This window comes from Paraburkholderia sp. RCC_158 (genome assembly GCF_041355255.1).
In the GTDB taxonomy this organism is placed as follows: Bacteria; Pseudomonadota; Gammaproteobacteria; order Burkholderiales; family Burkholderiaceae; genus Paraburkholderia; species Paraburkholderia graminis.
This window is the reverse complement of sequence record NZ_JBFUPM010000001.1, coordinates 178,081-200,480: the sequence shown is the minus strand read 5'-3', so window position 1 is coordinate 200,480 and position 22,400 is coordinate 178,081. Positions and strand designations below refer to the sequence as shown.

The 22,400-nt window shown below is 61.6% G+C and carries 20 protein-coding genes; 7 read left to right on the top strand and 13 right to left on the bottom strand.

Annotation, left to right across the window (positions count from 1 at the left end; genetic code table 11):
* Positions 1–5: 5 nt before the first annotated feature.
* Positions 6–1,127, bottom strand: coding sequence for an enolase C-terminal domain-like protein (locus tag AB6809_RS00860; protein ID WP_310032429.1), 1,122 nt, complete (start codon positions 1,125–1,127; stop codon positions 6–8).
* Positions 1,128–1,138: 11 nt separating this feature from the next.
* On the bottom strand, positions 1,139–2,974 hold the full coding sequence (locus AB6809_RS00855) for a thiamine pyrophosphate-requiring protein (RefSeq protein WP_029970168.1): 1,836 nt from the start codon (positions 2,972–2,974) through the stop codon (positions 1,139–1,141).
* A gap of 178 nt (positions 2,975–3,152) precedes the next feature.
* Between AB6809_RS00855 and AB6809_RS00850 the strand changes: the two genes are divergently transcribed.
* From AB6809_RS00850 to AB6809_RS00835, 4 genes are all read left to right on the top strand, one after another.
* A complete protein-coding gene (locus AB6809_RS00850) occupies positions 3,153–4,151 on the top strand; it encodes an SDR family oxidoreductase (RefSeq protein ID WP_310032426.1) in 999 nt (332 codons plus the stop codon).
* A 94-nt stretch (positions 4,152–4,245) separates the two neighbouring features.
* Positions 4,246–4,887 carry a DsbA family oxidoreductase gene (locus AB6809_RS00845; RefSeq protein WP_310032424.1) on the top strand — a complete coding sequence of 214 codons (642 nt, stop codon included), beginning with the start codon at positions 4,246–4,248 and terminating at the stop codon, positions 4,885–4,887.
* Between the two features lie 82 nt (positions 4,888–4,969).
* A complete protein-coding gene (locus AB6809_RS00840; RefSeq protein ID WP_371025939.1) occupies positions 4,970–6,886 on the top strand; it encodes an SMP-30/gluconolactonase/LRE family protein in 1,917 nt (638 codons plus the stop codon).
* Between the two features lie 96 nt (positions 6,887–6,982).
* On the top strand, positions 6,983–7,315 hold the full coding sequence (locus AB6809_RS00835) for a DUF2322 family protein (protein WP_029970173.1): 333 nt from the start codon (positions 6,983–6,985) through the stop codon (positions 7,313–7,315).
* A gap of 45 nt (positions 7,316–7,360) precedes the next feature.
* Here AB6809_RS00835 and AB6809_RS00830 read toward each other — a convergent pair whose 3' ends face one another.
* The 3 genes from AB6809_RS00830 to AB6809_RS00820 form a co-directional block, all read right to left on the bottom strand.
* On the bottom strand, positions 7,361–8,836 hold the full coding sequence (locus tag AB6809_RS00830; RefSeq protein ID WP_029970174.1) for a PepSY domain-containing protein: 1,476 nt from the start codon (positions 8,834–8,836) through the stop codon (positions 7,361–7,363).
* A gap of 57 nt (positions 8,837–8,893) precedes the next feature.
* Positions 8,894–11,194 (bottom strand): TonB-dependent receptor, encoded by a 2,301-nt coding sequence (locus tag AB6809_RS00825; protein ID WP_029970175.1) that lies wholly within the window; start codon positions 11,192–11,194, stop codon positions 8,894–8,896.
* Positions 11,195–11,327: 133 nt separating this feature from the next.
* On the bottom strand, positions 11,328–11,729 hold the full coding sequence (locus AB6809_RS00820) for a DUF2946 domain-containing protein (RefSeq protein WP_029970176.1): 402 nt from the start codon (positions 11,727–11,729) through the stop codon (positions 11,328–11,330).
* Positions 11,730–11,940: 211 nt separating this feature from the next.
* On the opposite strand from AB6809_RS00820, the gene AB6809_RS00815 reads away from it, so the two are divergent.
* A complete protein-coding gene (locus tag AB6809_RS00815; protein WP_029970178.1) occupies positions 11,941–14,091 on the top strand; it encodes a tetratricopeptide repeat protein in 2,151 nt (716 codons plus the stop codon).
* 3 nt (positions 14,092–14,094) lie between these two features.
* On the opposite strand, the gene AB6809_RS00810 is transcribed toward AB6809_RS00815, so the two are convergent.
* The 5 genes from AB6809_RS00810 to AB6809_RS00790 are packed head-to-tail and all read right to left on the bottom strand — an operon-like array spanning position 14,095 to position 17,067.
* Positions 14,095–14,763 carry an O-methyltransferase gene (locus AB6809_RS00810; RefSeq protein ID WP_029970180.1) on the bottom strand — a complete coding sequence of 223 codons (669 nt, stop codon included), beginning with the start codon at positions 14,761–14,763 and terminating at the stop codon, positions 14,095–14,097.
* Positions 14,764–14,785: 22 nt separating this feature from the next.
* The gene (locus tag AB6809_RS00805) at positions 14,786–15,220 is read right to left on the bottom strand and encodes a DUF1801 domain-containing protein (protein ID WP_029970181.1); all 435 of its coding nucleotides are present in this window, start codon (positions 15,218–15,220) and stop codon (positions 14,786–14,788) included.
* Positions 15,221–15,244: 24 nt separating this feature from the next.
* Positions 15,245–15,772: an SRPBCC family protein gene (locus tag AB6809_RS00800; RefSeq protein WP_029970182.1), complete on the bottom strand. Its 528-nt coding sequence runs from the start codon at positions 15,770–15,772 to the stop codon at positions 15,245–15,247.
* Positions 15,769–16,104, bottom strand: a complete 336-nt coding sequence (locus tag AB6809_RS00795) for a helix-turn-helix transcriptional regulator (protein ID WP_029970184.1) — start codon at positions 16,102–16,104, stop codon at positions 15,769–15,771. Before AB6809_RS00795 ends, AB6809_RS00800 begins: the two co-directional genes overlap by 4 nt.
* Before the next feature lie 60 nt (positions 16,105–16,164).
* Positions 16,165–17,067 carry a LysR family transcriptional regulator gene (locus AB6809_RS00790; protein WP_029970185.1) on the bottom strand — a complete coding sequence of 301 codons (903 nt, stop codon included), beginning with the start codon at positions 17,065–17,067 and terminating at the stop codon, positions 16,165–16,167.
* Positions 17,068–17,161: 94 nt separating this feature from the next.
* On the opposite strand from AB6809_RS00790, the gene AB6809_RS00785 reads away from it, so the two are divergent.
* Positions 17,162–18,187 (top strand): nitrilase-related carbon-nitrogen hydrolase, encoded by a 1,026-nt coding sequence (locus AB6809_RS00785; protein ID WP_371025938.1) that lies wholly within the window; start codon positions 17,162–17,164, stop codon positions 18,185–18,187.
* 227 nt (positions 18,188–18,414) lie between these two features.
* On the opposite strand, the gene AB6809_RS00780 is transcribed toward AB6809_RS00785, so the two are convergent.
* Entirely contained in the window at positions 18,415–18,720 is a 306-nt protein-coding gene (locus AB6809_RS00780; RefSeq protein ID WP_029970189.1) for a hypothetical protein, read from the bottom strand.
* Between the two features lie 328 nt (positions 18,721–19,048).
* On the opposite strand from AB6809_RS00780, the gene AB6809_RS00775 reads away from it, so the two are divergent.
* Positions 19,049–20,161, top strand: a complete 1,113-nt coding sequence (locus AB6809_RS00775; RefSeq protein ID WP_029970190.1) for a 4-oxalomesaconate tautomerase — start codon at positions 19,049–19,051, stop codon at positions 20,159–20,161.
* 12 nt (positions 20,162–20,173) lie between these two features.
* Here AB6809_RS00775 and AB6809_RS00770 read toward each other — a convergent pair whose 3' ends face one another.
* Both AB6809_RS00770 and AB6809_RS00765 read right to left on the bottom strand, forming a co-directional pair.
* A complete protein-coding gene (locus AB6809_RS00770) occupies positions 20,174–21,520 on the bottom strand; it encodes a LysR family transcriptional regulator (protein WP_307259896.1) in 1,347 nt (448 codons plus the stop codon).
* Positions 21,517–22,218 (bottom strand): GntR family transcriptional regulator, encoded by a 702-nt coding sequence (locus AB6809_RS00765; protein WP_029970192.1) that lies wholly within the window; start codon positions 22,216–22,218, stop codon positions 21,517–21,519. The genes AB6809_RS00770 and AB6809_RS00765 overlap by 4 nt, the downstream gene beginning before the upstream one ends.
* Positions 22,219–22,400 lie beyond the last annotated feature (182 nt).

Sequence of the window (22,400 nt, the reverse complement as noted above, 5' to 3'; positions counted from 1 at the left end):
CGCGCCTATGCAACGAAGTACTGTGCCGCGTCCTTGTGCTTGAATGCGAGGCCGCAACCGGGCCTCGACAGGTCGGGCGTGATGACGCCGTCATGCGCTCGGGGTGCGCCGTCGAACAACATCGCCTCGATGCGCACATGGTCATGAAACCACTCCTGATGACGCAGCCGCGGCACCGCGCAAGCCACATGCAGATGCAATGCGGGCGCGCAATGCGCGGAAAGCGGCATGTGAAACGCGTCGCAAAGCGCGGCGGCCTGCAGGAATCCGGTGATGCCGCCACAACGGCTCACGTCGGCTTGCAGTACATCCACGGAGCCCTCGGCGAGCAGCGTGCGGAAATCGTCGGACGTGTACGCGTATTCGCCGGCCGCGATGTCCATGCCGGACGGCGCGTGTTCGCGCACAAAGCGCAAGCCGGCTGCATCGTCGGATGAGACCGGCTCTTCGAACCATGCGACCTGTTGCGCTTCAAATTGGCGCGCATGGTACAGCGCCTCGCGCGGCGAGAACGCGCCGTTGGCATCGACGAACAGACCCGCGTCGCCGATAGCTTCGCGCGCGGCTTTCACGCGCGCCTGATCTTTATGCGGTTGACTGCCGATCTTCATCTTGACCCAACGGCAGCCGTCGCGTTCGACCCAGCCGGCAAGCTGATCGCGCAATTGCCCGTCGTTGTATGTCGTGAAGCCGCCGCTACCGTAAAGCGGCACGCTTTCGCGCGCCGCGCCCAGCAGTTGCACGAGCGGCACGCCGAGCAGTTTCGCTTTCGCGTCCCATAACGCGCAGTCGATTGCGGAGATTGCCGTGGCCGCAAGTCCCGCACGTCCGAGATTGCGCACCTGACGCTGCATGCGGTTCCAATGCGCGCGAATATCGGCGACGTCCTCGCCGGTCACACAGGGCGACAGCGTGTTCGCGATCAACGCGACGATGCTGGAATCGCTATACGTATAGCCGATTCCTGTTTGACCACCCGCATCGACCTCGACGACGACGAGCGTCGTCGCATTCCACTCGAACGTTCCGTCGCCTTCGGGGGCGTCGGTGGGAATGCGGTAGGCGCTCGCCCGCACCGCGCTAACCGGAACTTGCGAGCCGCCTCGTGCAGATGCCGCCTTGCTCATCGCCGCGTGCCTTACTTGTCGTGACGGCCCGGAAGCACTGCGCCAAGCACCTGCTTCGCGGTCTGCACAATCACATTGCCTTCGTCGGGATCGCCTTTTAACAATGTCGATGCAAACGCCTTCGCCTGAGCCAGCGTGATGTGCGGCGGTAACGGCGCGATGTTCGGATCGGCCTTTACTTCGATCACCACAGGGCGGTCCGCAGCAAGCGCAGCGTCCCAGGCCGCGCCCATCTGTTCGGCGTCGTCGACATAAATGCCTTTCAGGCCGATCAATTCCGCGAACTTGTGATACGGCACCGAAGGAATGTCCTGCGAAGCCTCGAACTTCGGATCGCCCTCCATCACACGCTGTTCCCACGTGACCTGGTTCAGGTCCTGATTGTTAAGGACCATGCAGATCCAGCGCGGATCGGCCCAGCCTTTCCAGTACTTCGATACGGTGATGAGTTCGGCCATGTTGTTCATCTGCATGGCGCCGTCGCCGACCAGCGCGATGACGGGCCGCTCCGGATAAGCGAACTTCGCGGCGATCGCATACGGTACTGCCGCGCCCATCGACGCGAGGCCACCCGAGAGCGAGCACATCATGCCGCGCTTCACCTTCAGATCGCGTGCATACCAGTTTGCACAGGAGCCTGAATCGCTCGTCACGATTGCATTCGACGGAACGCGTGGCGACAGTTCCCATACCGTGCGCTGTGGATTGACGGCATCCTTGCCGGGCTCGTGTGCGCGTTCGTCGAGTGTCTTCCACCAGTCGGCAGTCCAGCCTTCGATCGTCTTGCGCCACCCGCGGTCCTGCTTGTGTTCGAGTAACGGTAGCAACGCGCGCAGCGTTTCCACGCTATCGCCGACGAGGTTCACTTCCATCGGATAGCGCAGGCTCAGCATGTCGGCTTTCAGGTCAATCTGCACGCCGCGCGCCGCACCTTCCTTCGGCAGAAACTCGGAGTACGGAAAGCCGGAGCCGATCATCAGCAGCGTGTCGCACTCGGTCATCAGATCGTAACTGGGCTTCGTGCCGAGCAGGCCGATCGAGCCGGTGACCCACGGCAGATCGTCGGGCAACACCGCTTTGCCGAGCAGCGCCTTTGCCACGCCTGCACCGAGTTTTTCCGCGACGGCGATCACTTCGTCCGTTGCATGCAGTGCGCCGGCGCCGACGAGAATCGCGACCTTCTTGCCGGCGTTGAGCACGTCGGCGGCCTGCTGAAGATCTTCAGGCTGAGGCACGAGACGCGGCTCGCGATAACCGACGCCCGAATGCAGCGTGCCGTGTTTGCGCGCAGGAGGCTCGTACGGCAAGTCTTGCAAGTCGTTCGGCAGCACGAGCGCCGTCACTTTGCGCTCGGAAAGTGCGGTACGTATCGCGCGATCCACGAGATGCCGCACTTGCGCGGGCACCGACGCCTGTCCGACGAACGCACCCGCGACGTCCTTGAAGAGCGAGACGAGATCGACTTCCTGCTGATAGTGGCCGCCGAGCGCCGCGCGCGCCTGCTGACCGGTGATAGCCAGCACGGGCATATGGTCCATGCGGGCGTCGTAAAGTCCCGTCACGAGGTGCGATGCGCCAGGCCCCGACGTCGCGATACAAACGCCGAGCTCGCCTGTGAATTTTGCATGCGCGGACGCCATGAAGGCGGCCATTTCCTCGTGACGAACCTGAATGAATTCGATAGGCGCCGGCTGGTCCGTGTTCTTGTGATGCTTCTTCGCTTCACTCTGCGCGCGATTCAACGCGCCGAACACGCCGTTGATGCCGTCGCCGGGATAGCCAAAAATTCGGCGCACGCCCCACGCCTGGAGTCGCTCGACGATGAAGTCACCGACAGTTGTGGACATGGACAGCTCCTCACAATAAAGATCGTCACACATGCGAGGTTGCAAACCACGTTCCGCGTTCTTTCACTCAGAAAGAATGAATTGCTTCCTTGCGAACCTGCGCGGTGAATGAAGCGGGCTCGCTTTTTGCTGGGCGCTTGTGAGTAAAACGCGGTGCATGTCGTGCAAGGGATTCGTCATGAATAAAGTCGTCGTTGTGACAGGCGCGGGCGCCGGAGTGGGACGCGCGACCGCCGAAGAATTCGCGCGACATGGCTACGATGTCGCATTGCTTTCACGCGATTTGGCGCGGCTCGAACGCGCGGCCGCCGAGCTTCGCCTTCAATACGGCGTGCGTGCCATTGCGATTCCAACCGACGTCGCCGACGCCGCGCGCGTGGAAGAAGCGGCAACGCGCACCGAAACGGAGCTTGGACCTATCGACGTGTGGGTCAACGTTGCAATGGCCACGGTCTTCGCGCCGGTATCGAAGCTGACTGCGCAGGAATTCGAGCGAGGCACCAAGGTGACATACCTCGGCCAGGTGCACGGCACGATGGCCGCACTGTCACGCATGCGCACGCGCAATCGCGGAACGATTGTCAATGTGGGGTCCGCACTCGGTTATCGTTCGGTGCCGCTGCAATCCGTCTATTGCGGCGCAAAATTCGCGGCGCGAGGTTTCACTGACTCGCTGCGTTCCGAGATCATTCACGACGGGCTCAATGTGCATTTGACGATGGTCGATTTGCCCGCACTGAATACGCCGCAATTCGACTGGTCGCTCAACAAGATGGGCAAGAAGGCCAAGCCCGTCGCGCCGATTTTCCAGCCGGAAGTGGCCGCGCGCGCGATCTATTTCGCTGCGACGCATAAGCGTCGCGAGGTGTGGGTGGGTTTTCCGACGGTCAAGGCGATACTGGCCAACTTCATCGCGCCCGGACTGCTCGACAGATACCTGGCAAAGGCGGGCTACTCAGGACAGGTCACCGACGAGCCGCTTGCTCCTGACGCGCCTAACAATCTGTTCGATCCCGTACCCGGCGATTACAGCGCGCACGGACGTTTCGACCGTGAGTCGAAACCCGTAAGCCTGGAGATGTGCGCGGTTCGTCACCGTGGCTTTTTATGCGCATTGGCAGGAATAGGGATCGTCGGCGGCATCGGATTTTTGATCAGAAAGAATCGCGGCGCATAGATACGACGGCGTAACAAAGGGTTCTTGCCGGCCACCAGGTAAGAGTCACGAGGATAGGTGACAATACACCTATCCCACAGCCCTTAGGAAAGCCATGTCCCAGCCGCTCACCATCGATTTCGTTTCCGACATTGCATGCCCCTGGTGCGCAATCGGCCTTTCGTCGCTGCAACTCGCGTTGTCGCGCGTCGGTGACGCAGTGGATGCGCGGATCGTCGTGCACCCGTTCGAACTGAATCCGCAGATGGCGCCCGAGGGCGAGGCGATTGTCGATTATCTGGGCAAGAAATACGGACGCACGCCCGAGCAGATCGAAGAAACGCAGGCCATGATCCGCGAGCGCGGCGCGAGCGTCGGCTTCGAGTTTGGTCCGCGCACGCATGTCTACAACACGTTCGATGCACACCGCCTGTTGCATTGGGCAGGTCTCGAAGGCAAGCAACTGCCGCTCAAGCTCGCGCTGCTGCGCGCCTATCATTCGGAAGGCCGCGATCCGAGCAATCATGACGTGCTCGTCGAAGTCGCGCAGTCGGTGGGACTGGACGCCGAGGCTGCGAGCAAGGTACTGCAAAACGGCGACTATGCCGACGAAGTCCGCGCCGAAGAAGAAGAGTTCCAGTCGCACGGCATTCAGTCGGTGCCGGCAATCATTTTCAATCGCCGCTATCTGGTGAGCGGCGGGCAACCTGTCGAAACCTTCGAACAGGTCATTCAGCAGATTCTGGCCGAAGCATAATCCGGCACTTTCGTATGTGAATGCCTGCGCAATAGCAGGCCTTTTTTTGACGTAAACGAAATACAGCCGGAGAACTCCGTTCATGGTCACCAAACGAATCCATGCCGCGTTGCTCGGCTTCGCGCTGATGGCGCTTGCATGCGTAGCTCATGCGCAATATACGACCGATTGGCTCGCCAATACCTATGGCACGCTGGCCGCGCACGTCGGCAACGGCGCGCGTTCAATGTGGGTCGCCCTGGAAGGCGTGATTTATACGTCGTCGTTGTGGGACGAGAACGAGGGCGGCGTCGCGATCTATCAGAACGGTCAGAACATCGGCTCGATCGGCACGCACGCCGACTTCCAGGGCAGCGCGATAACCGGCAATGCGACGTCGATTTTCACGGCGTTGCAATACAACAGGTCGTTCGGCAGCGGCTCGGTCGGGCGCTATAACCGTGCAACGAAAGCGCTCGAACTTCGCATTCCGGTCAGCGTGTGGACCGGCATCCCTCATGCGGATGTCATCACCGGACTCGCCACGGCAGGCACGCTGCTTTATGTCAGCGACTTTTACGGCAACCGTGTGCGTGTCTATACGACTGACGGCGTGTGGCAGCAGGATATAGCGGTGTCCGGTCCCGGCGCGCTCGCACTCGATGCTGCGGGCAATCTGTGGGTCGCGCGAAAAAGCGCTGGCGTCATATCGCAATTCAGCGCGGGCGGCGCGTCGCTCAACACGATCCAGATGCCCGCCGCTTCGCGGCCATCGGCGTTGTACTTCGATGCATCGACGGGACGGCTCATGGTCGGCGACGAAGGCCCCGACATGAACATCAAGATCTATAACGTGGCGGGCGCGCCGACGTTGGCCGGTACATTCGGCATTCAGGGCGGCTACCTGGATACGACTACCGGAATCAAAGGGCAGGTCGGCGACAAGCGCTTCACGCGCGTAGCGGGCATCGGCAGGGACGCAGCGGGCACCCTGTATGTGCTCAACAATCCGTGGGGCGGCGGCTGGGACATGGGCCGCAATGGTCCGACCGATCTGCATGCCTACGACAGCGCCGGCAATCTGCAATGGAAACTGCAGGCACTGAACTTCGAAGCGGTCGCGGCACCGGACCCGTTGACCGACGGCGCGTACTTTTACAGCGGCGCGCATATTTACACGGGCACCGCGGGCGGCACCTTCGTTGCGAATACCGTCGACCCGTTTACTTATCCGTCAGACCCGCGCCTGAATATCAACGACACGCAGCGCGGGCAGCACTTCGGGCAACTCGTCGCGGTGGGCGGAAACCGCATTCTCGTCGCGTCCGGCCAGAACCCCGACACCTTCAACTTCTATCATTTCAATTCGGCGAGCGGCTACATTGCAATACCGGATGGCTCTTTGCCGGGCCCGGCGTTCAACACGACGGTGAAGGTGACGGGAGGCTTTTGCATCGACAGCAGGGGCGATGTGTGGGCGGGTCTCGACAGAACAAACCATATCTATCATTACCCGCTTACGGGTTTCGACGGAAACGGTAAGCCGTTGTGGGGCTCGGCCGTCACGATCAAGATTCCAATGAGTATCCGGCCGTTGACGCGCATCATCTATTTGCCCGAAAGCGACACGATGATTCTCGCGCAAGGCGTGGCAGGCAGTTGGGACTGGACGGCGATACAGTCGCGCATCGAGGTGTATCACGGCTGGAGCGCGGGTAATACGACACAGCCTCAGCCGGTGATCAATCTCACGAGCGCGAATCCGAAGTCGATTACCGCAGTGGGTAATTATCTTTTTGTCGGCTACGTGCATACGGTGCCGAACATCGACGCGTTCAACCTGAACACCGGCAATCTCGACGCGACGCTCATCAACAATAGCCCCGGTACTGTGGATGTCGGCAACGATGTCGATTCGATGTACGGACTGCGAGCGTTTCTGCGGGCAAGCGGCGAATACGTGATTACGAAAGACAACTACAACGGGTCGAGCATGATCGTGCATCGCTGGACACCGTAAGCGGCGTGGGCCTGCGTGAGGCTTCGCGCTAATCACGTAGGCCATCGGATAAGATACGGCCCTCGTGGCATTTTCCCGCTTAAAGGAGTGGTTTCAGTGATTCAGCCGAGCAACGTATTCAAGGAAAACCTCGCGCATATGCCTGCAATCGACGGCATTGCGCGTATCGATCTGATCGACGCGCAAGGCGCCGTTGTTGCGAGCATCGAGAACAAGCCGGGCAAACAGGGCTCGCTCGCGGTGTACAACTATCTGCAACAGACGTTCGGTGCGCTCGACGCCAAAGCCGCCGAACACGGCCTCGCGGTGTTCGGCGAACATACCGCCGACGCGCGCAACCGGCCCGGCGCTCATCCGAATGTCGACCATCTTCTCGCGATTGCAGCGGGCGCGCCGGCTTTGCGCATCGACGTAATTGCGGCGGACTGAATTCGATTCGGGCCGCCGTTAACGCCGCTTGCTTTAGCACGCCTTTTAACGACCTTGAAGGCCGTGCGCCGCGCGGCCGAATATCGCGCGGTCGGCGAGCCATACGGCGACAAGCGTTGCGCCCATCAACGGAAAGACAATGCCGAGCATGACGAGGCCCGTTTTCCACCCGCGCATCGGCGGTGCGGCTCTTTCCCGCGAAGGCGCGCCGAGCGAGCGCTGCGGTTTGCGCTTCCACCACATCACGCAGCCGGTCACGGCCATCAACGCGAGCCCCAACGAAATCGCGGCGCACAGAATCTGATTGGCGACGCCGAAATAGCGGCCCATATGCAATGACGTGCCGTACGAGACCGCTTTCGACACGCCGCCATAGTCGGCATAGCGAATGTCCTTGAGAATCGCGCCGCTGTACTGATCGATATAGATGGTCCGTTCCAGTTGCGGATCGGCCGGGAAATACGACACGGTATACACGCCCGTCGGGGATGTCGGCAGCGCGATGTTGTAGCCGCTCGTGACACCGAGCGACGCGGCTTGCGCGACGATGTGGCCGAGCGGCAACGGGGCCGCTGCTTTCGCATCGGCGGAAGCGGGCACCGGCGCATTGCCGACGGCCCACGGCGTTTGCGGCAGCGGCAAGTCGTCCATCACCATGCCGGGCATGGAGTCCATATGCGCGGCGTGTTCTGCTTGTGCGCCTGGTTTTGTCTTCGCGTCGATCTCTTTGCTCGTGCCCGCAGGCAGCGCCGAGCGCAACGGCAAGCCGCCCCACGTGCCAGGCGGAGCGCCGAGCTTCGCAGCGGTCGCGAGCGCCTTGAACTGCTGACCCCACGAGCCGGACCACGGCAAACCGGTCAATACGAATGCAAGCGCGCCGAGTGCGAGCCAGATGCCCATGACCGCGTGGATGCTCTTCCACAGCGGCCGGCCCTTTAACGTCAGACGCGGCACGAGTGCATCCCGCACGCGTGTCGTTTCGCGCGGCCACCACAGCGCGATGCCGGTGCCGATCATCACGAGTGTCCAGCATGCGGCAAGCTCCATCAGCAGTTCGCCCGGTTTGCCGAGCAACAGCTTGCGATGAAGCATGCGGTCGACCTGCATCAAGCGACGCTCGACGCTCAATGTGCCGAGTACTTCTCCGCTATACGGGTTCAGATAGACGCTCTGCTTTTCGCCGTCCGCGAGACGAAAAATGAATTCCGTGCTGCGCTCGGGCGTGTTCGAGATCGCGGCGGTGACGGCGATTGCATTGGACGGCATGGCCGCACGCGCTCGCGCGAGCAGCGCGTCTTCTGACATGCGCGGCGCCGTTTGCGGTTCGACGACGAGAAGCCGCGGATAAAGCAGCGGTTCGATCTGCGGCTGAAAACAGTACAACGTACCCGTTATTGCCAAGACGATGAGAAACGGCATCACGAAGAGGCCGGCGTAGAAGTGCCATCGCCAGAGCGTGCGATAGCCGCTGCTGGGACTCGTCGTGCCTAATACGGCGTTATGCGGTGCGATGGTGGACATTGAATCCTCCTGAAGCAAATTGATCTGGTTCTTGCGCTAGAACGCTACGATTGCGCGTTACATGCGCAACTTCGCTTCCAGATAGAACGTGCGTCCTGGGTAAGGGTGATAGACGAAGTAGCGCGCATCGAAAATGTTGTCGACGCCAATGCCGACTTCGCTCAGCTTCGTGGGCCTGAACGTGAACTTCGCGTCCGCCACCGTGTAAGAACTCGTGCCGCCGAATACATCCGGATTCGTGTCGGTATTCGTGAGCGTGTTGTATTGGCGGCCCGAATAGCGCGCGGCGAGTGTCACTGCCGCGCGCTCGTCGAAGCGATAGGTCGCCGCCACATTCACGCGCCATAGCGGAATGCGATAAAAGTACTTGCCGACGCTCGCGGGGTTCTGCGCATTGGCAATGATCTTCGATTGCGTATAAGCGACGCTTGCCAGAAGATCGAGTCCGCGCATGAATACGTTTTCGCCGGAATAGCTCGTTTCCACGCCGCGCGAACGCACTTTGCCGATGTTCTGGAAGTTCGTCACGTTCGGAATCACGGTTGTATCCGTCTGGCTGAAAATCGTGTTCTTCACGTCGTCCTGAAACAGCGAGAAACGGAAGATGCCATTCCAATGCGCCCATTCGGCGGTGAGTTCTTTCGAAAGATCGTCTTCCGGTTTCAGGTTCGGGTTGTTGTTGACGATCGAGGAGCCGTTGATTTGCCCCTGGAACAACTCACTGACTGTCGGAAAGCGATATGCGCGGCCAACCGACGCGCGTAACGTCAGATCGTCGCTCACGTCGAATGACAGCGAAGCCTTCGGCGAGAAGTGCTGCTCACTGGCGTTAGCGAGCGCAACCCTCGTGCCCGGCAACGCTTGCGATCCGTCGTACGCCCGCCAGTCTTCGTAACGCACGCCATACACGAATTTCCAGCGCGGCAGGAAGCGCCATGCGTCCTGTGCGTAGAGCGCCTGAGTTTGCGTCTTGCCGGCGAATGCGTTGGCGAATGAAGTCGCGGAGCCGTCGCGCCAATTGAGCGTCGAGTAACTTTCGTTGTCGAGAAAGTAATTGTCGTAGTGGTAGCCGAAAGCGAGCGCATGATTCGCGAGGCCCGCTTGCGTCGACGCCGGCGTGTAAGTACTGCGCAAGTCGAGTGTCTTCCAGCCGGTGCCGTTGCCGAAGGTCACGGTGCCCGCGCCATTGCCGGGCGCGCCGGAACTTGCAAGACGCGCGACGCTGTTGCCGACGTCGTAATACGAAGCGATCGCCTCGCCGTTCCAGCCGGTGGCGTTGCGCGTCTTCAGCGTCACGCCATAGAGCCAGTTCTCGCTATGGCCCAGGCTCGGCGCGAATGCGGCAGCGGGAATCGTGTACTCGTAGCCGTTGATCGAAACCTTGCCGCCGTACACCGCGTTGCCGTTCGCGTCGCGCAGAAAACTCGACGTCTCGCTGTTATACGTTTGATGCCAGTAGCCGAGCGTAAAAGCGCCTTGCAGTGTCGGCGTGAAGTCGTACTGCATCTTCAGCTTGAACTGGTCCTGCACGGTGTGCTCGATGCCTTCGCCGTTAATGCCGAGTATGGCGGTCGGCGTATTGGTCTGGTTGTTGTAGAAGTACGCTCCTGTAACCGGCGTGTCGCCGGCTTTCGCGGGCGTGCCCGATTTGGCGAGCGTCGCGAATTGCAGCGGCTGGCTCGTGTTTTCCAGATGGTTCACGCCGAGCAGAAACGAGAACTTGCCGATCCGGTTGCCGATAGAAGCACTCGCTTCACTGCCGTTGAAATTACGGTTCACACCATAAAGGCTGAAGTGCTGCGTGAATGCTTTCACGTCGGCTTCCGCTTCGAATTTCTTTGGCATGCGCGTGCTGATCAATACGGTCGCGCCAAGCGAATTGCCCGGATAGAGCGCGGAATACGGGCCATAAATCACATCGACCTGCTGGATCTCGTCGGGAGACACCATCGACCAGCGCGGTGGAAATGAAAAGTTGTTGCCCAGCAGATTGCTCAGCAGTAACCCGTCCGCATAGACGAGACCGCGCGCACTTTGCGTATTGCTCGTGCCGCGCACTGCGATGATCGAATTCAGATCGCCGATAAAGCGTTTGCGAACCGCGAGATTCGGCATGTACTTCAGCACGTCCTCGGTGTTCACGACATTCCAGTTGGAGAATTGCTCGCGCGTGACTGTTTCGACCGAAGCCGGCAGATTCGGATCGACGGCGCGGGGCGCGACGCTTTCGTTTGCGGCGCTATTCGCACTCACGCTGACGGCGGGCAGCGTCGTGTCGGCGTGGACCGGTGCCGCCGCGAACGCGGTCATCGCTGTAGGGACGAAGGCGCGCAGCCTTCGCAATGAGAAGATCGACATGAGCGTTTCCTTCATGCATTGAACGGACGATCGCGCGCGCCATCGACAGATGCGGCAAATGCGGCCGCATGTGGCTAACGCGGCCACATGTGGTCAATGCACGCAATGCGCGGGCGATCAGGAACAACGACGATCAGGAAACGGAGGGCGGTGCTCTAGGGCGTCCCGAAGGGAACGCGCCGAGTGGTGTGAAGCGGGTGGAGAGAGTGGGCGGCGCCGTGCCTGTCATGACGATGACAACCGGCGGCTGCGCGGCCGCAACCGTGGGCATGGCCACATGATGCTGCAACAGATGACAGTAGCCGCAAGCGCCGAAGGCGTCGTCGTGACTGAGGTGGACGGCCGATGTGTCGGCGCGGCTGGCGTGCTGCATCGCGCCGGGCTGAACGGTTTGCAGCGCCGAACATAGCGCGGCAATCGGCTCCTGCGCCCGGTTGGAGACCAGCGTCTGACTCACGACCGGCGCAAACACGACGAGCCACATGGCGATGAGGCCAAGCCAGGCGGTCAGACGGTTGCGGGAGTGTGGAGTCATGGCGATGAGCAGGAAAACGCGGCGATTCTAGCACTGCCACGCACATTTTTCTGCCCGATGTCCGGCATAACGACGGATTGAAGCCGGAAATCCGCTCATTTCCCGCCGTTACAACGCGGCCGCATCGCTTAATCTGCGTGGTACATGTTGGCCTTTGTGCAACATGGGCGATCCCGCGCGTGGACGCCGCACTCGCAACGTTACTGGACTCATGACTTTCACGCAGACGCTCGCCTCTTCAATTGCACAACTCAACCAGCAGGCGATAGCGCTCTACTCGGCGGATGAATTTGCCGCGGCATTATCGACGGTAATGCCCGCGATCGAGCGCGACGAAAGCACGCTCGACGATGCAGCGATTCACGCAATGGCCGACGCGCTGAACATCGCCGGGGCTTCGTCGTGCCGTCTCGGTCACGCGGACGATGCAGAGCGCCATTGGCGCCGATGCCTGCGTATCGCGCCAGGTTATGTCGAAGTGTATGAGAGCTTCGGCGCATTGCTGAAAGCGCGCGGTCGCCTGTCGGCGGCCAAAGCAATTTATCGGCAACTCATCGCGATGCGGCCCGAGCATGCGGACGCTCACAATCAACTGGGCGCGGTGCTGCATGCGCAAGGCCATCATGAAGAGGCCGAGGTGTCGTATCGGCGTGCGCTTTCCCTTCGCCCGGACCATGCCGACGCGCACTATAACCACGGCGTCGTATTGCAAACGCTGCGGCGCCTGCATGAAGCCGAGGCCGCATATCGCGAGGCGCTGCGCCGATTGCCGGCGCACGCGCAAGCGCACAACAATCTGGGCAACGTGTTGATGGATCTCGGTCGTGTCGACGAAGCAGACGCGGCTTATCGCGAGGCGCTCAGCATCCAGCCGCATTATCCGGAGGCATTGAATAACCTGGCCGGCGCGTTGAAGGCTGCGCAGCGTCTGACCGAAGCCGAACTCGCTTGCCGGCTTGCGTTGACCATGCGCCCCGACTACGCGGAGGCTCACGTCAATCTCGGCGCGGCGCTGACCGATCTTGCGCGGCTGCCCGAAGCCGAGTCCGCGTATCGCAAGGCAATCGCGCTACGCGCCGATTACGCCGAGGCTCATTACAACCTCGGCATCACGCTCTTCAAACTCGAACGCATGGAGGAAGCCGCGGCCGCTTATCGCGAAGCGGTTCGCCTGCGTCCCGACATAGCGCCCGCTCATAACAATCTCGGCTGCGTGCTGCGCCTGCTCGACCGTTTGCCCGAAGCCGTCGATGCTTTCGAACAGGCGCTATCCACTGATCCCGATCTGGCCGAAGCGCATTACAACCTCGGCGCCGCGCTCGCGCAATTGACGCGTCTGCCCGAGGCGGAAAGCGCATACCGTCGCGCACTTTCGTTACGCGCCGATTACGGCGACGCGCGCTTCGGGCTCGCGACATTGCTGCTGAGCATGGGACGTTTCGAGGAAGGCTGGCCGCTTTATGAATGCCGCTATCAGCAGACGGGTTTCGTGCATCGGCAGACTGCTCAGCGGCTATCGTGTCCGCAGTGGCAGGGCGACGCGCTCTCGGGACGATCGTTGCTCGTCTGGCAGGAAGACGGTCTCGGCGACATGCTGCAATTCAGCCGCTATTTCGCGTTACTGAAGGCGCAGGGCGCCGCGCATATCGCGTTTGCCTGCGCGCCCGCGTTGCATCGGCTGATGACTCGCGTCGACGGTGTGGACTCTGTGCTCGATCACGAGAGGGCAGCGGCGCGTGCATCCGATTATGATTGCTGGACGAGTCTCTTGAGTGCGCCACTGCATTTGCGCACAACCGTCGATACGATTCCGCGGCCGGTCCGGCTCGCGGCCGAAGAGTCGCTCGTGGAAAAATGGCGGCCTGTGCTCGACGCATTGCCGCCGGGGCGCAAGATCGGTCTCGTGTGGAAGGGCAATGCGAAGCATCATAACGACGCCAATCGTTCGATTCCGTCGCTTGCCACGCTCGCGCCGCTATGGAGCGTGGCCGGTCTCAGCTTCGTGAGTCTGCAAAAGGGGCACGGAGAAGATGAAGCGCGCAATCCTCCATCTGATCAGCCGTTGCTCCACGTTGGTTCGATGGTGACAGATCTTGCCGACAGCGCCGCGATCGTCGCGCAACTCGATCTGGTGATTTGCGTCGACACGTCGATCGCGCATCTCGCTGCGTCGCTCGGCAAACCCTGCTGGGTGATGCTGCCGGAGAAAGATGTGGACTGGCGATGGATGCACGAGCGCAGCGATTCGCCGTGGTATCCGCACACGCTGCGACTATTTCGCCGCGAGCGGGGCGAGGAGTGGACGGCGGTTGTCGAAAGAGTGAGACAGGCGTGCGTCGCGCGATTCGGTGTGCGCGAGTAGCCGCTACGCGGTTACGAGCGTCATCGAAAAGCCGTCCCACCCTTTTGTGCCGACCGTTTGAATCGCAGTGGAATCGAGGCGCGGATTGCTGCCAAGCAGCCTGAAGAATTCATGCAGGCCGGCTACGTCCGGATCGCTGCTCGCGTGATCGGCAATGCGGCCGCGGCGAATCACGTTATCGCCGACGATCAGCGTACCGACGCGGCTCAATTGCAGTGACAGGCGCAGGTACTCGGGATAGCTTTTCTTGTCGGCGTCGAGAAAAATCATGTCGAACGGCTCGACGTTATCGGCGACGAACTGCGCGAGCGTTTGCGCCGCGGCGCCCACGACGATCGACGCAACGCCCGACACGCCCGCGCGTTCCAGGTTCGCGCGCGCGACTTCGGCATAGTCGCCGTTTGCTTCGAGAGAGATGAGTTGACCGGTTGGCGGCAGCGCTCTTGCGAGCCAGATCGTGCTATAGCCGCCGAGTGTGCCGACTTCGAGAATACGCCGCGCGCCGCGCAGTTTCGCGAGCAGATGCAGCAGCTTGCCCTGATTCGGCGCGACGTTGATGGACGGCAAACCCGCCTCGGCACTTGCGCGCAATGCTGCGTCGAGCGACGCATCCTCGGGTAAAAGGCTGCTTGTCAGATATTCGTCGATCGTATTCCAGAGGTTCTCGTCCATCGTTTCTCCTGCATGGTGTGAACTACTTCGCGCGCTTCGGCTTTGCCTTCGATGCCTTGCCCGATGCCTTGCTCGATTCGTTAAGCGCGATTGCCGCATGAATCAGGGCCTTAAACGCATTCGCGTCGAGTTCCTCGCCTTCGTGAATGTCGATTGCGCGCCTCGCATTGCCGTCGAGACTCGAATTGAAAAGCTTGGCCGGGTCCGCGAGCGAAGCGCCCTTCAGGAACGTCAGCTTCACCGCCGACTTATACGACTCGCCTGTGCAGATGATGCCATCATGCGACCACACAGGCGTGCCCATCCATTTCCATTCTTCGATCACGTCAGGATCGGCTTCGTGGATGAGCTTGCGCACTCTGCTCAAAGTGGCGCCGCGCCAGTCCGCGAGATCGGCAATCCTTTTGTCGATCAGTTCCGAGGCCGGCAGTGCTTCCGACGAAGCCGATTTATTCATAGTGCTCTCCCGAGCTTGTTAGGTTCAGAGGCCGAATTGCTTCGCGTATTCGGTATTCAGACGCGGCCATTCGAAATTCATCGCATCGCCGGCGACGATACGTCCCAGCGGATCGCCCGCGAGGAAATGGTCGAGCACGTCGAGGCATATGTGCCAGCCGGCTGCGCCCATCGAGATGAACTTGCGGTCGATGTTGTGCCACAACGTCAAACGCGTGCCGTCGCCTAGCGATTCGAGTTGCCAGCGAAGATCGTTCTCGCCCCAGCGGTACTCGAGCAGATTCGGCGCGTCGGCGCGCGTGACTTGCGTCTCCGATACTTGGGGCGTGGGCGTGCCCACTGTCGAAAGTTTGACCGGACCGACTGATGCAAGGCTGTGGTCCGCATCGAACGGCGCCCATTCGCGCAGGCTCGTCGGGTCCGTCAGCGCTTGCCAAACTTTCTCCGGCGAATGACGCAGTTCGCGCACGAGGACGAGCGTCCACCGGTCTCCGTCTTTCTGAACTTCCGCGCCGGCGGCGGGGCCGGGCCTGTATGAATCGCGATTGCTCATCGCTTCTTCTCCTTGCGACGTGGTGCGGGATGAGTCTGGTCGAGATGACGCTCGAGCGCGTCGAGATGAACCGACCAGAAACGGCGGAACGGAGCAAGCCACGCGTCGATCTCCATGAGCGGCTCCGGTTTGATGCGATAGACGCGCCGTTGCGCGTCGACGCGAGACTCGACGAAGCCGGCGTCACGAAGCACGCGCAAATGCTTCGAAACAGAGGGCTGCGAAAGGTTGAGCTGCTCTTCGATATCGCCCACGGACTGCTCCGACGATGCAAGCAGACTGAGAATGGCGCGACGGCTCGGCTCGGCAATGATGGCGAAAGTTGAGTCCATGTCGTTTATATACTCCGTGAGGCATATACGTGTCAAGCCGTGGCTGTGGATGCGAAAGCCTCACGATTCGTTTGGTTGGCTCCGGCTTCGCTTCGCTTTCCGCGCCGCCTTCACAAACTCGACGAAGCATTTCACGACCGCATCGTCGCGCGCGGTTTGCCATGCGAGACCGATGCGCCAACTGGCGCCGGGTCCGCGCAACGGCAGCACTCTCGCGTCGCGCAACAAATACTGCACGCGGGACGGCAGAAACGCGGCGCCGACGCCTGCGGCCACGCCGGCCAGCACGGTCTGAATGTCGTCGGTCTGCTGGATCACATTGGGCACGAAACGATGCGCGGCACACCACTGGTCGATCTGCGCGGCGAGGCCCGGACCCCGTCCGCGCGCGAGTGCAATGAAGCCCGACTCGTTCAGTTCGTTCAGGTCCGAAGGAAGGCGTTTCCAGCGTGCGTGCTGCGGAATAGCCAGCCCGAGTGCCTCGTCGAGCATCGCGAATGCGGAGACGCCGGTGTCGGCCGGCAAGCGCAGAAAGCCCACTTCGAGCTTGCCGGAAAGAAGCCGCCGCGTTTGCTCCGCCGACGACAGGTCGTTGAGCGTCACGCTGACGTTGGGATAGCGCTTGCGAAAGTCGGCGACCAGTTGCGGGACTTCGGTCAGCGTGGAGAGCCCGAGACCCACGCGCAGAAAACCGCGCGCGCCGCTGCTCGCCTCGCGTGCCCGCGCGAGGATTTGGTCGGCATCGCGAACTAGCGCTTCCGCATCGGCGAGAAAGCCAGCGCCAAAAGTAGTGAGTTCCGCGCCATGCCGGCCACGCTCGAAAAGACGCGCGCCGAGGCTCGCTTCCAATGCCGCGATCTGCTTGCTAAGAGCGGGTTGACTCACGCATAGCACGTCCGCTGCCTGGCCGAAATGGCGCAGCTCGGTGACGGTGAGAAATGCCCGCAGTAGTTTGAGTTCCATTCTTCAAAGTAATCGAATGCACCGAAACTTTCATTTTACGTATGGATGGTAGCGCGGTCCAATGGTGCTGTTCTTACTTCACCGGGCCGTGAAAATGCTGTCTTCGTTCGCTTCGTCGTTTCGTGTTGCATCGGTGCCGCTGGTGTCGTGCCGCGGGCAAGCCGCGCAAAATGTCGCGTGTATTGCGGACTGGTTGACGCTTGCCGCTTCGCGGAGCATCGACCTCGTGGTCTTTCCCGAGGCTTGTATCAGCGGATACGCGAGCATGGCGAAGCTGAACCGTGCCGAACTGAATGCGCTTGCTGAACGATTGGATAGTCCTTCCGTGCGCGCGGTCATGGATGCCGTCGAGCGCACTGGCGTCGCGGCTGGTGTGGGACTTATCGAACGCGCGACGGATGGGCAGTTGTTCAACAGCTATCTGGTGTGTCTGCCGGGCGGCGTGCGCTATTGCCACAGAAAGCTGCATGCGTTCGAGCATCCGCGCATTGGCAGCGGCGATCGCTTCACCGTGTTCGCTGCGTCAGCGGGTATTCGCATCGGTATCCTGATCGGCGCCGATAACTATGTGGTCGAGAACGTGCGCATGGCGGCGCTGATGGGCGCGACGCTGCTGATCGCGCCGCATCGAACGTATGGTGTGAGCGAGGAGGGGAGTGAGTGGACTCAGCCGATGTCGATGGAGCAGGCGCTTAACCGCGCGTCGATAGCGAATGCGGCGCGTTGCAAAGCCGCATGCAGTGCCGAAAAATGGCTATGCCGTTGGCTGCCTGCGCGAGCCGTCGATAACGGAATGTTTGTCGTGTTCAGCGATGGCGCCGATATCGTCGGGCAGCCGAAACGGGCCGGCGCAGCGATGATCGTCGATCCGTTCGGCCGCATATTGGCGGACATGTCGAGCGGCGAAACGACAGGCGGCCTCGTCTATGCCGAACTCGACACGAGGCTGATAGGGGTTAGCCCTGGGCGCGAATGGCTCGGCGCCCGTCGATCGAATCTTTACGGCGCATTGAGCCGCTCTGCGTTAAACGCCACGGACTTCGACGCGCAACGCGTGTCGGCGAAAGGCGCGGTTGCAGTGTCGTTTGCGCAGGTCCGACGCAATCGCGTCATCGGTTGATGCGACCCGCGCCAGAACACCTATTCCGCGATTGAAAAGCGCGCCGGACGGCTTTGCGTCGATTTCGTGGGGCGCTCGATTCGCGCCGTCGCGCCTCGGATGAACAGCACCGCGCACACAGCAACCATCGCCCAAATGCAGAGAATTACCGTCAAAGCGCTCATTTCGTGTCTCGAACGTTATAGAAGTGCTGTCGTTATCGTTGGCTGTACTGTGTTGCCAGCCGGTCAGTGCATCGTGGGTTGGTCGTCGCCGGCGGAAAGAATCTCGTCGATCAAATGCGTGGCCAATCCAAGCTGCTTTTCCAGCGAAGCACGCGCTGCGTGCGCCGCTCTTTCATCTCCCCGCGCCGCTGCATTGTACGTCTGCGTCGCGAGGCGCAACACATTTTGCGAAGCGAGGTGCAGGTCGTGCATGGTGCCCGTGTCGCCAGCGGGCGCTGGGCTCGCTTCGGCTGCCGTCAACTCGGGCAGATTTTCGTCGAACGGGCGATCAGGGCGGTCCGGGCGATTCGGGCGATGGCGGGAAGACATCTGAGGCTCCTGGCGCGATTGGCACGAAAACAGTGTGCGCCGGGCGAGCGAACTTCAATTGGTCGAATAGAAGGCGTTTTTAAGGGCAATCGCGGGCATGGGCGGGGCGAGGGTTTTTGTCTGTAGAAAGCATGGCTTTCAAGTGCGCTGCACCAACGCATTGCAGCTACGTAGACAAAGCGCGTTTACACGCGCTTTGTGATCTGCAAAAACGCGTGATGCCATCGTTACCGATAAGCAGATTAGATGGCTTTATGGGCCGCTTTAGGCGCTTGATCGACGCGTGCCAAATCTACAATGACAGCCACATTAGCGTTGGAGACCCGCGATGTCCGGTCGCACACAGACCCGCATTCCCTGCATGTTGATTCGCGGCGGCACGTCGAAGGGCGCGTTTTTCATGGCGTCCGACCTGCCCGCCGATCCGACCGAGCGCGACCGTGTTCTGCTCGCCGTGATGGGCTCGCCCGATCCGCGGCAGATCGACGGTATCGGCGGCGCCGATCCGCTGACCAGCAAGGTCGCGATCGTTTCCCGCTCGTCGCGCGAGGACGCCGACGTCGACTATCTGTTCGCACAAGTTGTCGTCAACGAAGCGCGGGTCGATTTCGGTCAGAATTGCGGCAACATTCTCGCGGGCGTCGGGCCGTATGCGATCGAGCGCGGACTCGTCAAAGCGGAAGACGGCAGCACGCGTGTGGCCATTCACATGGTGAACACCGGTCAGATTGCAGTGGCCACAGTCAGCACGCCGGATTGTCGCGTGACGTATGAAGGCGACGCGCGCATCGACGGCGTGCCTGGCGGCGCCGCGCCGATTCCACTCGAATTCAGGGACACGGCCGGTTCGACATGCGGCGCGCTTTTGCCGACGGGTCAATTGAAGGACACCGTTGAAGGCGTGGAGGTGACGTGCATCGACAACGGCATGCCGCTCGTGCTGATGCGCGCGCGCGACCTGCAACGCAGCGGTTACGAAACGCGCGAGGAACTGGATGCCGACGAGGAACTGAAGGCGCGCATCGAAAAAATCCGCCTGGCCGTAGGCCCGATGATGAACCTCGGCGATGTCAGCACGCGCACTGTGCCGAAGATGTGTCTCGTCGCCGAACCGCGCGATGGCGGCACCATCTCCACGCGCAGCTTTATTCCGCACCGCTGCCATGCGTCGATTGGCGTGCTCGGCGCGGTCAGCGTGGCAACCGCTGCTGTGTTGCCGGGAACTGTCTGCGACGGCCTTGCAAACGTCGATGCAGAAGGCGCGCGCAAGCAGGTGTCCGTCGAGCATCCGACTGGCGAGTTCACTGTCGAACTCACACTCGGCGGCGAGCGCGATCGTCCCGTGGTGTTGAGCGCGGCGCTGCTGCGCACCGCGCGCTGGTTGTTCGACGGCGTGGTCGGCATTCCTGCTTCGGTGTGGGAACAAAGAGGTTCTTTATAAACTGAACGGCCGCTAGTTCGTCGTGGCGGTGCTGACGGTACGCGTAACGTCCACCACCGACAAACGAATCGCGTCGATCAGCGCGCGAGCCGCCGGCGACGGTGTACCCGCCGCGCGCAGCGTCAGCCCTATGTCGCGGCGCGTATTGTGAAGCGGCACGTCGAGCACCGCGAGCTGGCCCGTTTGCACTTCGTAGTGCAACTGCTGCGCCGACAGCGCCGCAACCATGTCGGTGCCCAGCAGCAGGCCGCGAATCACCGCGAGGTCGGCCGTTTCGACGGTGGGCAGCGGCGGCCTGATTTTCATCCGCTTGAATTGCGCTTCGAATAGCGCGCGAGCCGGCGCGTGGCTGCGCGGCAGAATCCATTGCACGTCGCGCAGATCGGCGATACGCGGCTCATGCGCGCGCGTGAGCGGGTGATCGCGGCGCACGAGAAGCACCATGTCCTCCGACATCAGGCGCTCGTTCCGCAGGCCACTGGTCGCGTCGTTTTCGCGCAGTGCGCCGAGAATGAAGTCGATGTCGCCCGCTCGCAGACCCGCCACTAACGCTTCATAGGCGCTTTCGTCGGTGACGACGCGCACGCCTGGATTTTCCGCGCTCATCTTCGCGATGGCTTTCGGCAGGATTAGCGTGCGTCCGAGCGGCAATGCGCCGACGGTCACCGCGCCCTGGATATTGCCGCGCAATGCGGCGATATCGTCGGGTACGTGGCGCAGTTCGTTCAATGCGCGGCGCACGTGCAGCAGAAAAGTTTCGCCTTCCGTCGTGAGCAGAATACCGCGCGGGCTTCTATGAAAGAGGCTCAAACTCGAGCCGCTTTCCAGTACGCGAATCGCGGTACTCACGGCAGGCTGGCTGATGCCGAACGTCTTCGCGGCGCTCGGCATATGACGATGCCGTGCCAGCGCGACGAAGATTTGCAGCCGCCGCGTGTTCAGCAAATACGCGGGCAACGCGCCCTCAGCAGCGGGCCGGCGACGCGTCTGGCGCGCGGCGCACCATTGCGCGAGTTCTTCGAGCTCCGCAAAAATCCGCTCGCAGCGAAGCAGGACCGCGCGCCCGACCGGCGTGGGCAACATGCCTGAAGGACCACGATCGAAGAGCGGTTCGCCGAGCGCCGATTCGAGTTCCTGTACCGATCGAGTAACAGCCGATTGCGCGCGAAACAGCGCAGCCGCCGCACGCGTCGCGCTGCCCCTGTCGGCGACGAGGCGAAACGCGCGTAGTTGCGCGAGGTTGAGCAGGTCTTTGGTATTTGCGGGCGTAGTGCGCGTGGCGGCGCTTGCGGACGTAGCCGTGGTTCCTTGCGCGGTGCCCTGGTTCCTCACGCGACGAGGCGCTGCGTTCTGCGTCATGCCGCGCCCGCAATCAGGTGCAAAGCCGGCAGCGACAGATTGAGGCTTTCCTTCGAGATGTGCGTATGTTCCTTCATCAACGCCTCTACGCGCGCGCCTTCGCCATTCTTCAACGCGTCCGTGATCGCATGATGCTGGCGGTGCGCGTACATCAGCATCATGAACTGGCGCTCGCGCGCGGCTTCGTCGAATGCGATGGTGAACGGCGAGACGAACGGAATCTTGTCGTTCAGGCTCAGCGCGGCGCTCACCGCTGCGTTTTGCGCGGCTTCGATGATGAGCGAGTGAAAGCGCCCGTTCATGTCGGCATAACGCACGTCGTCGCCGGGTTTTAGCTGGCCGTTGCGGAAAATCTCGTCGCCCTCGCGCAGGCAGTCGTCGAGTGCGGCGGCGAGCGCCGCGCCCACGCCGCCCTCGGCAACCGAACGCGCGGCGAGACCCTCGAGCACGCCGCGCACGTCGATCGCGTTCAACACGTCGCGCACGCTGAAACGGCGCACCACATAACCGCGGGCGCCGGAGCGATCGAGCAGTCCTTCGGATGACAAGACGCTAAGCGCATAACGCAGCGGCGTTCGCGACACGCCGAGCCATTGCGCGAGTTGCGCTTCGACGAGCCGTTGTCCGGGCGACAGTTCGCCTGCCAGGATTTTCTCGCGTAAGGTCTGAACAATGGCCTGCTGAGTGGTTTCGTTCATCGTCGTCTACTCGTTGGACGTCGTCCAGTATAGCCACGCGAGCCGGGTTGCACCACGCTTCGAAAGCGTCTTGCGAGTTGGTTTTATGGCCATCTGTTTTGTTTATTGGCGGCCGTGGCGGAAATACGGTTGCGAAGTAAGCGCAAATCCATTTGGGATACCAAATCGGCCCGGCACCATGC

Bases quoted from the DNA above. Each gene is read 5' to 3' on its own strand.
- AB6809_RS00820 (WP_029970176.1), bottom strand. From the start codon at position 11,729: ATGACTCCACACTCCCGCAACCGTCTGACCGCCTGGCTTGGCCTCATC.
- AB6809_RS00770 (WP_307259896.1), bottom strand. From the start codon at position 21,520: ATGACGCAGAACGCAGCGCCTCGTCGCGTGAGGAACCAGGGCACCGCG.
- AB6809_RS00780 (WP_029970189.1), bottom strand. From the start codon at position 18,720: ATGTCTTCCCGCCATCGCCCGAATCGCCCGGACCGCCCTGATCGCCCG.
- AB6809_RS00850 (WP_310032426.1), top strand. From the start codon at position 3,153: ATGAATAAAGTCGTCGTTGTGACAGGCGCGGGCGCCGGAGTGGGACGC.
- AB6809_RS00805 (WP_029970181.1), bottom strand. From the start codon at position 15,220: ATGAATAAATCGGCTTCGTCGGAAGCACTGCCGGCCTCGGAACTGATC.
- AB6809_RS00765 (WP_029970192.1), bottom strand. From the start codon at position 22,218: ATGAACGAAACCACTCAGCAGGCCATTGTTCAGACCTTACGCGAGAAA.
- AB6809_RS00830 (WP_029970174.1), bottom strand. From the start codon at position 8,836: ATGTCCACCATCGCACCGCATAACGCCGTATTAGGCACGACGAGTCCC.
- AB6809_RS00815 (WP_029970178.1), top strand. From the start codon at position 11,941: ATGACTTTCACGCAGACGCTCGCCTCTTCAATTGCACAACTCAACCAG.
- AB6809_RS00855 (WP_029970168.1), bottom strand. From the start codon at position 2,974: ATGTCCACAACTGTCGGTGACTTCATCGTCGAGCGACTCCAGGCGTGG.
- AB6809_RS00810 (WP_029970180.1), bottom strand. From the start codon at position 14,763: ATGGACGAGAACCTCTGGAATACGATCGACGAATATCTGACAAGCAGC.
- AB6809_RS00860 (WP_310032429.1), bottom strand. From the start codon at position 1,127: ATGAGCAAGGCGGCATCTGCACGAGGCGGCTCGCAAGTTCCGGTTAGC.
- AB6809_RS00775 (WP_029970190.1), top strand. From the start codon at position 19,049: ATGTCCGGTCGCACACAGACCCGCATTCCCTGCATGTTGATTCGCGGC.
- AB6809_RS00790 (WP_029970185.1), bottom strand. From the start codon at position 17,067: ATGGAACTCAAACTACTGCGGGCATTTCTCACCGTCACCGAGCTGCGC.
- AB6809_RS00840 (WP_371025939.1), top strand. From the start codon at position 4,970: ATGGTCACCAAACGAATCCATGCCGCGTTGCTCGGCTTCGCGCTGATG.
- AB6809_RS00795 (WP_029970184.1), bottom strand. From the start codon at position 16,104: ATGGACTCAACTTTCGCCATCATTGCCGAGCCGAGCCGTCGCGCCATT.
- AB6809_RS00825 (WP_029970175.1), bottom strand. From the start codon at position 11,194: ATGTCGATCTTCTCATTGCGAAGGCTGCGCGCCTTCGTCCCTACAGCG.
- AB6809_RS00800 (WP_029970182.1), bottom strand. From the start codon at position 15,772: ATGAGCAATCGCGATTCATACAGGCCCGGCCCCGCCGCCGGCGCGGAA.
- AB6809_RS00845 (WP_310032424.1), top strand. From the start codon at position 4,246: ATGTCCCAGCCGCTCACCATCGATTTCGTTTCCGACATTGCATGCCCC.
- AB6809_RS00785 (WP_371025938.1), top strand. From the start codon at position 17,162: ATGCTGTCTTCGTTCGCTTCGTCGTTTCGTGTTGCATCGGTGCCGCTG.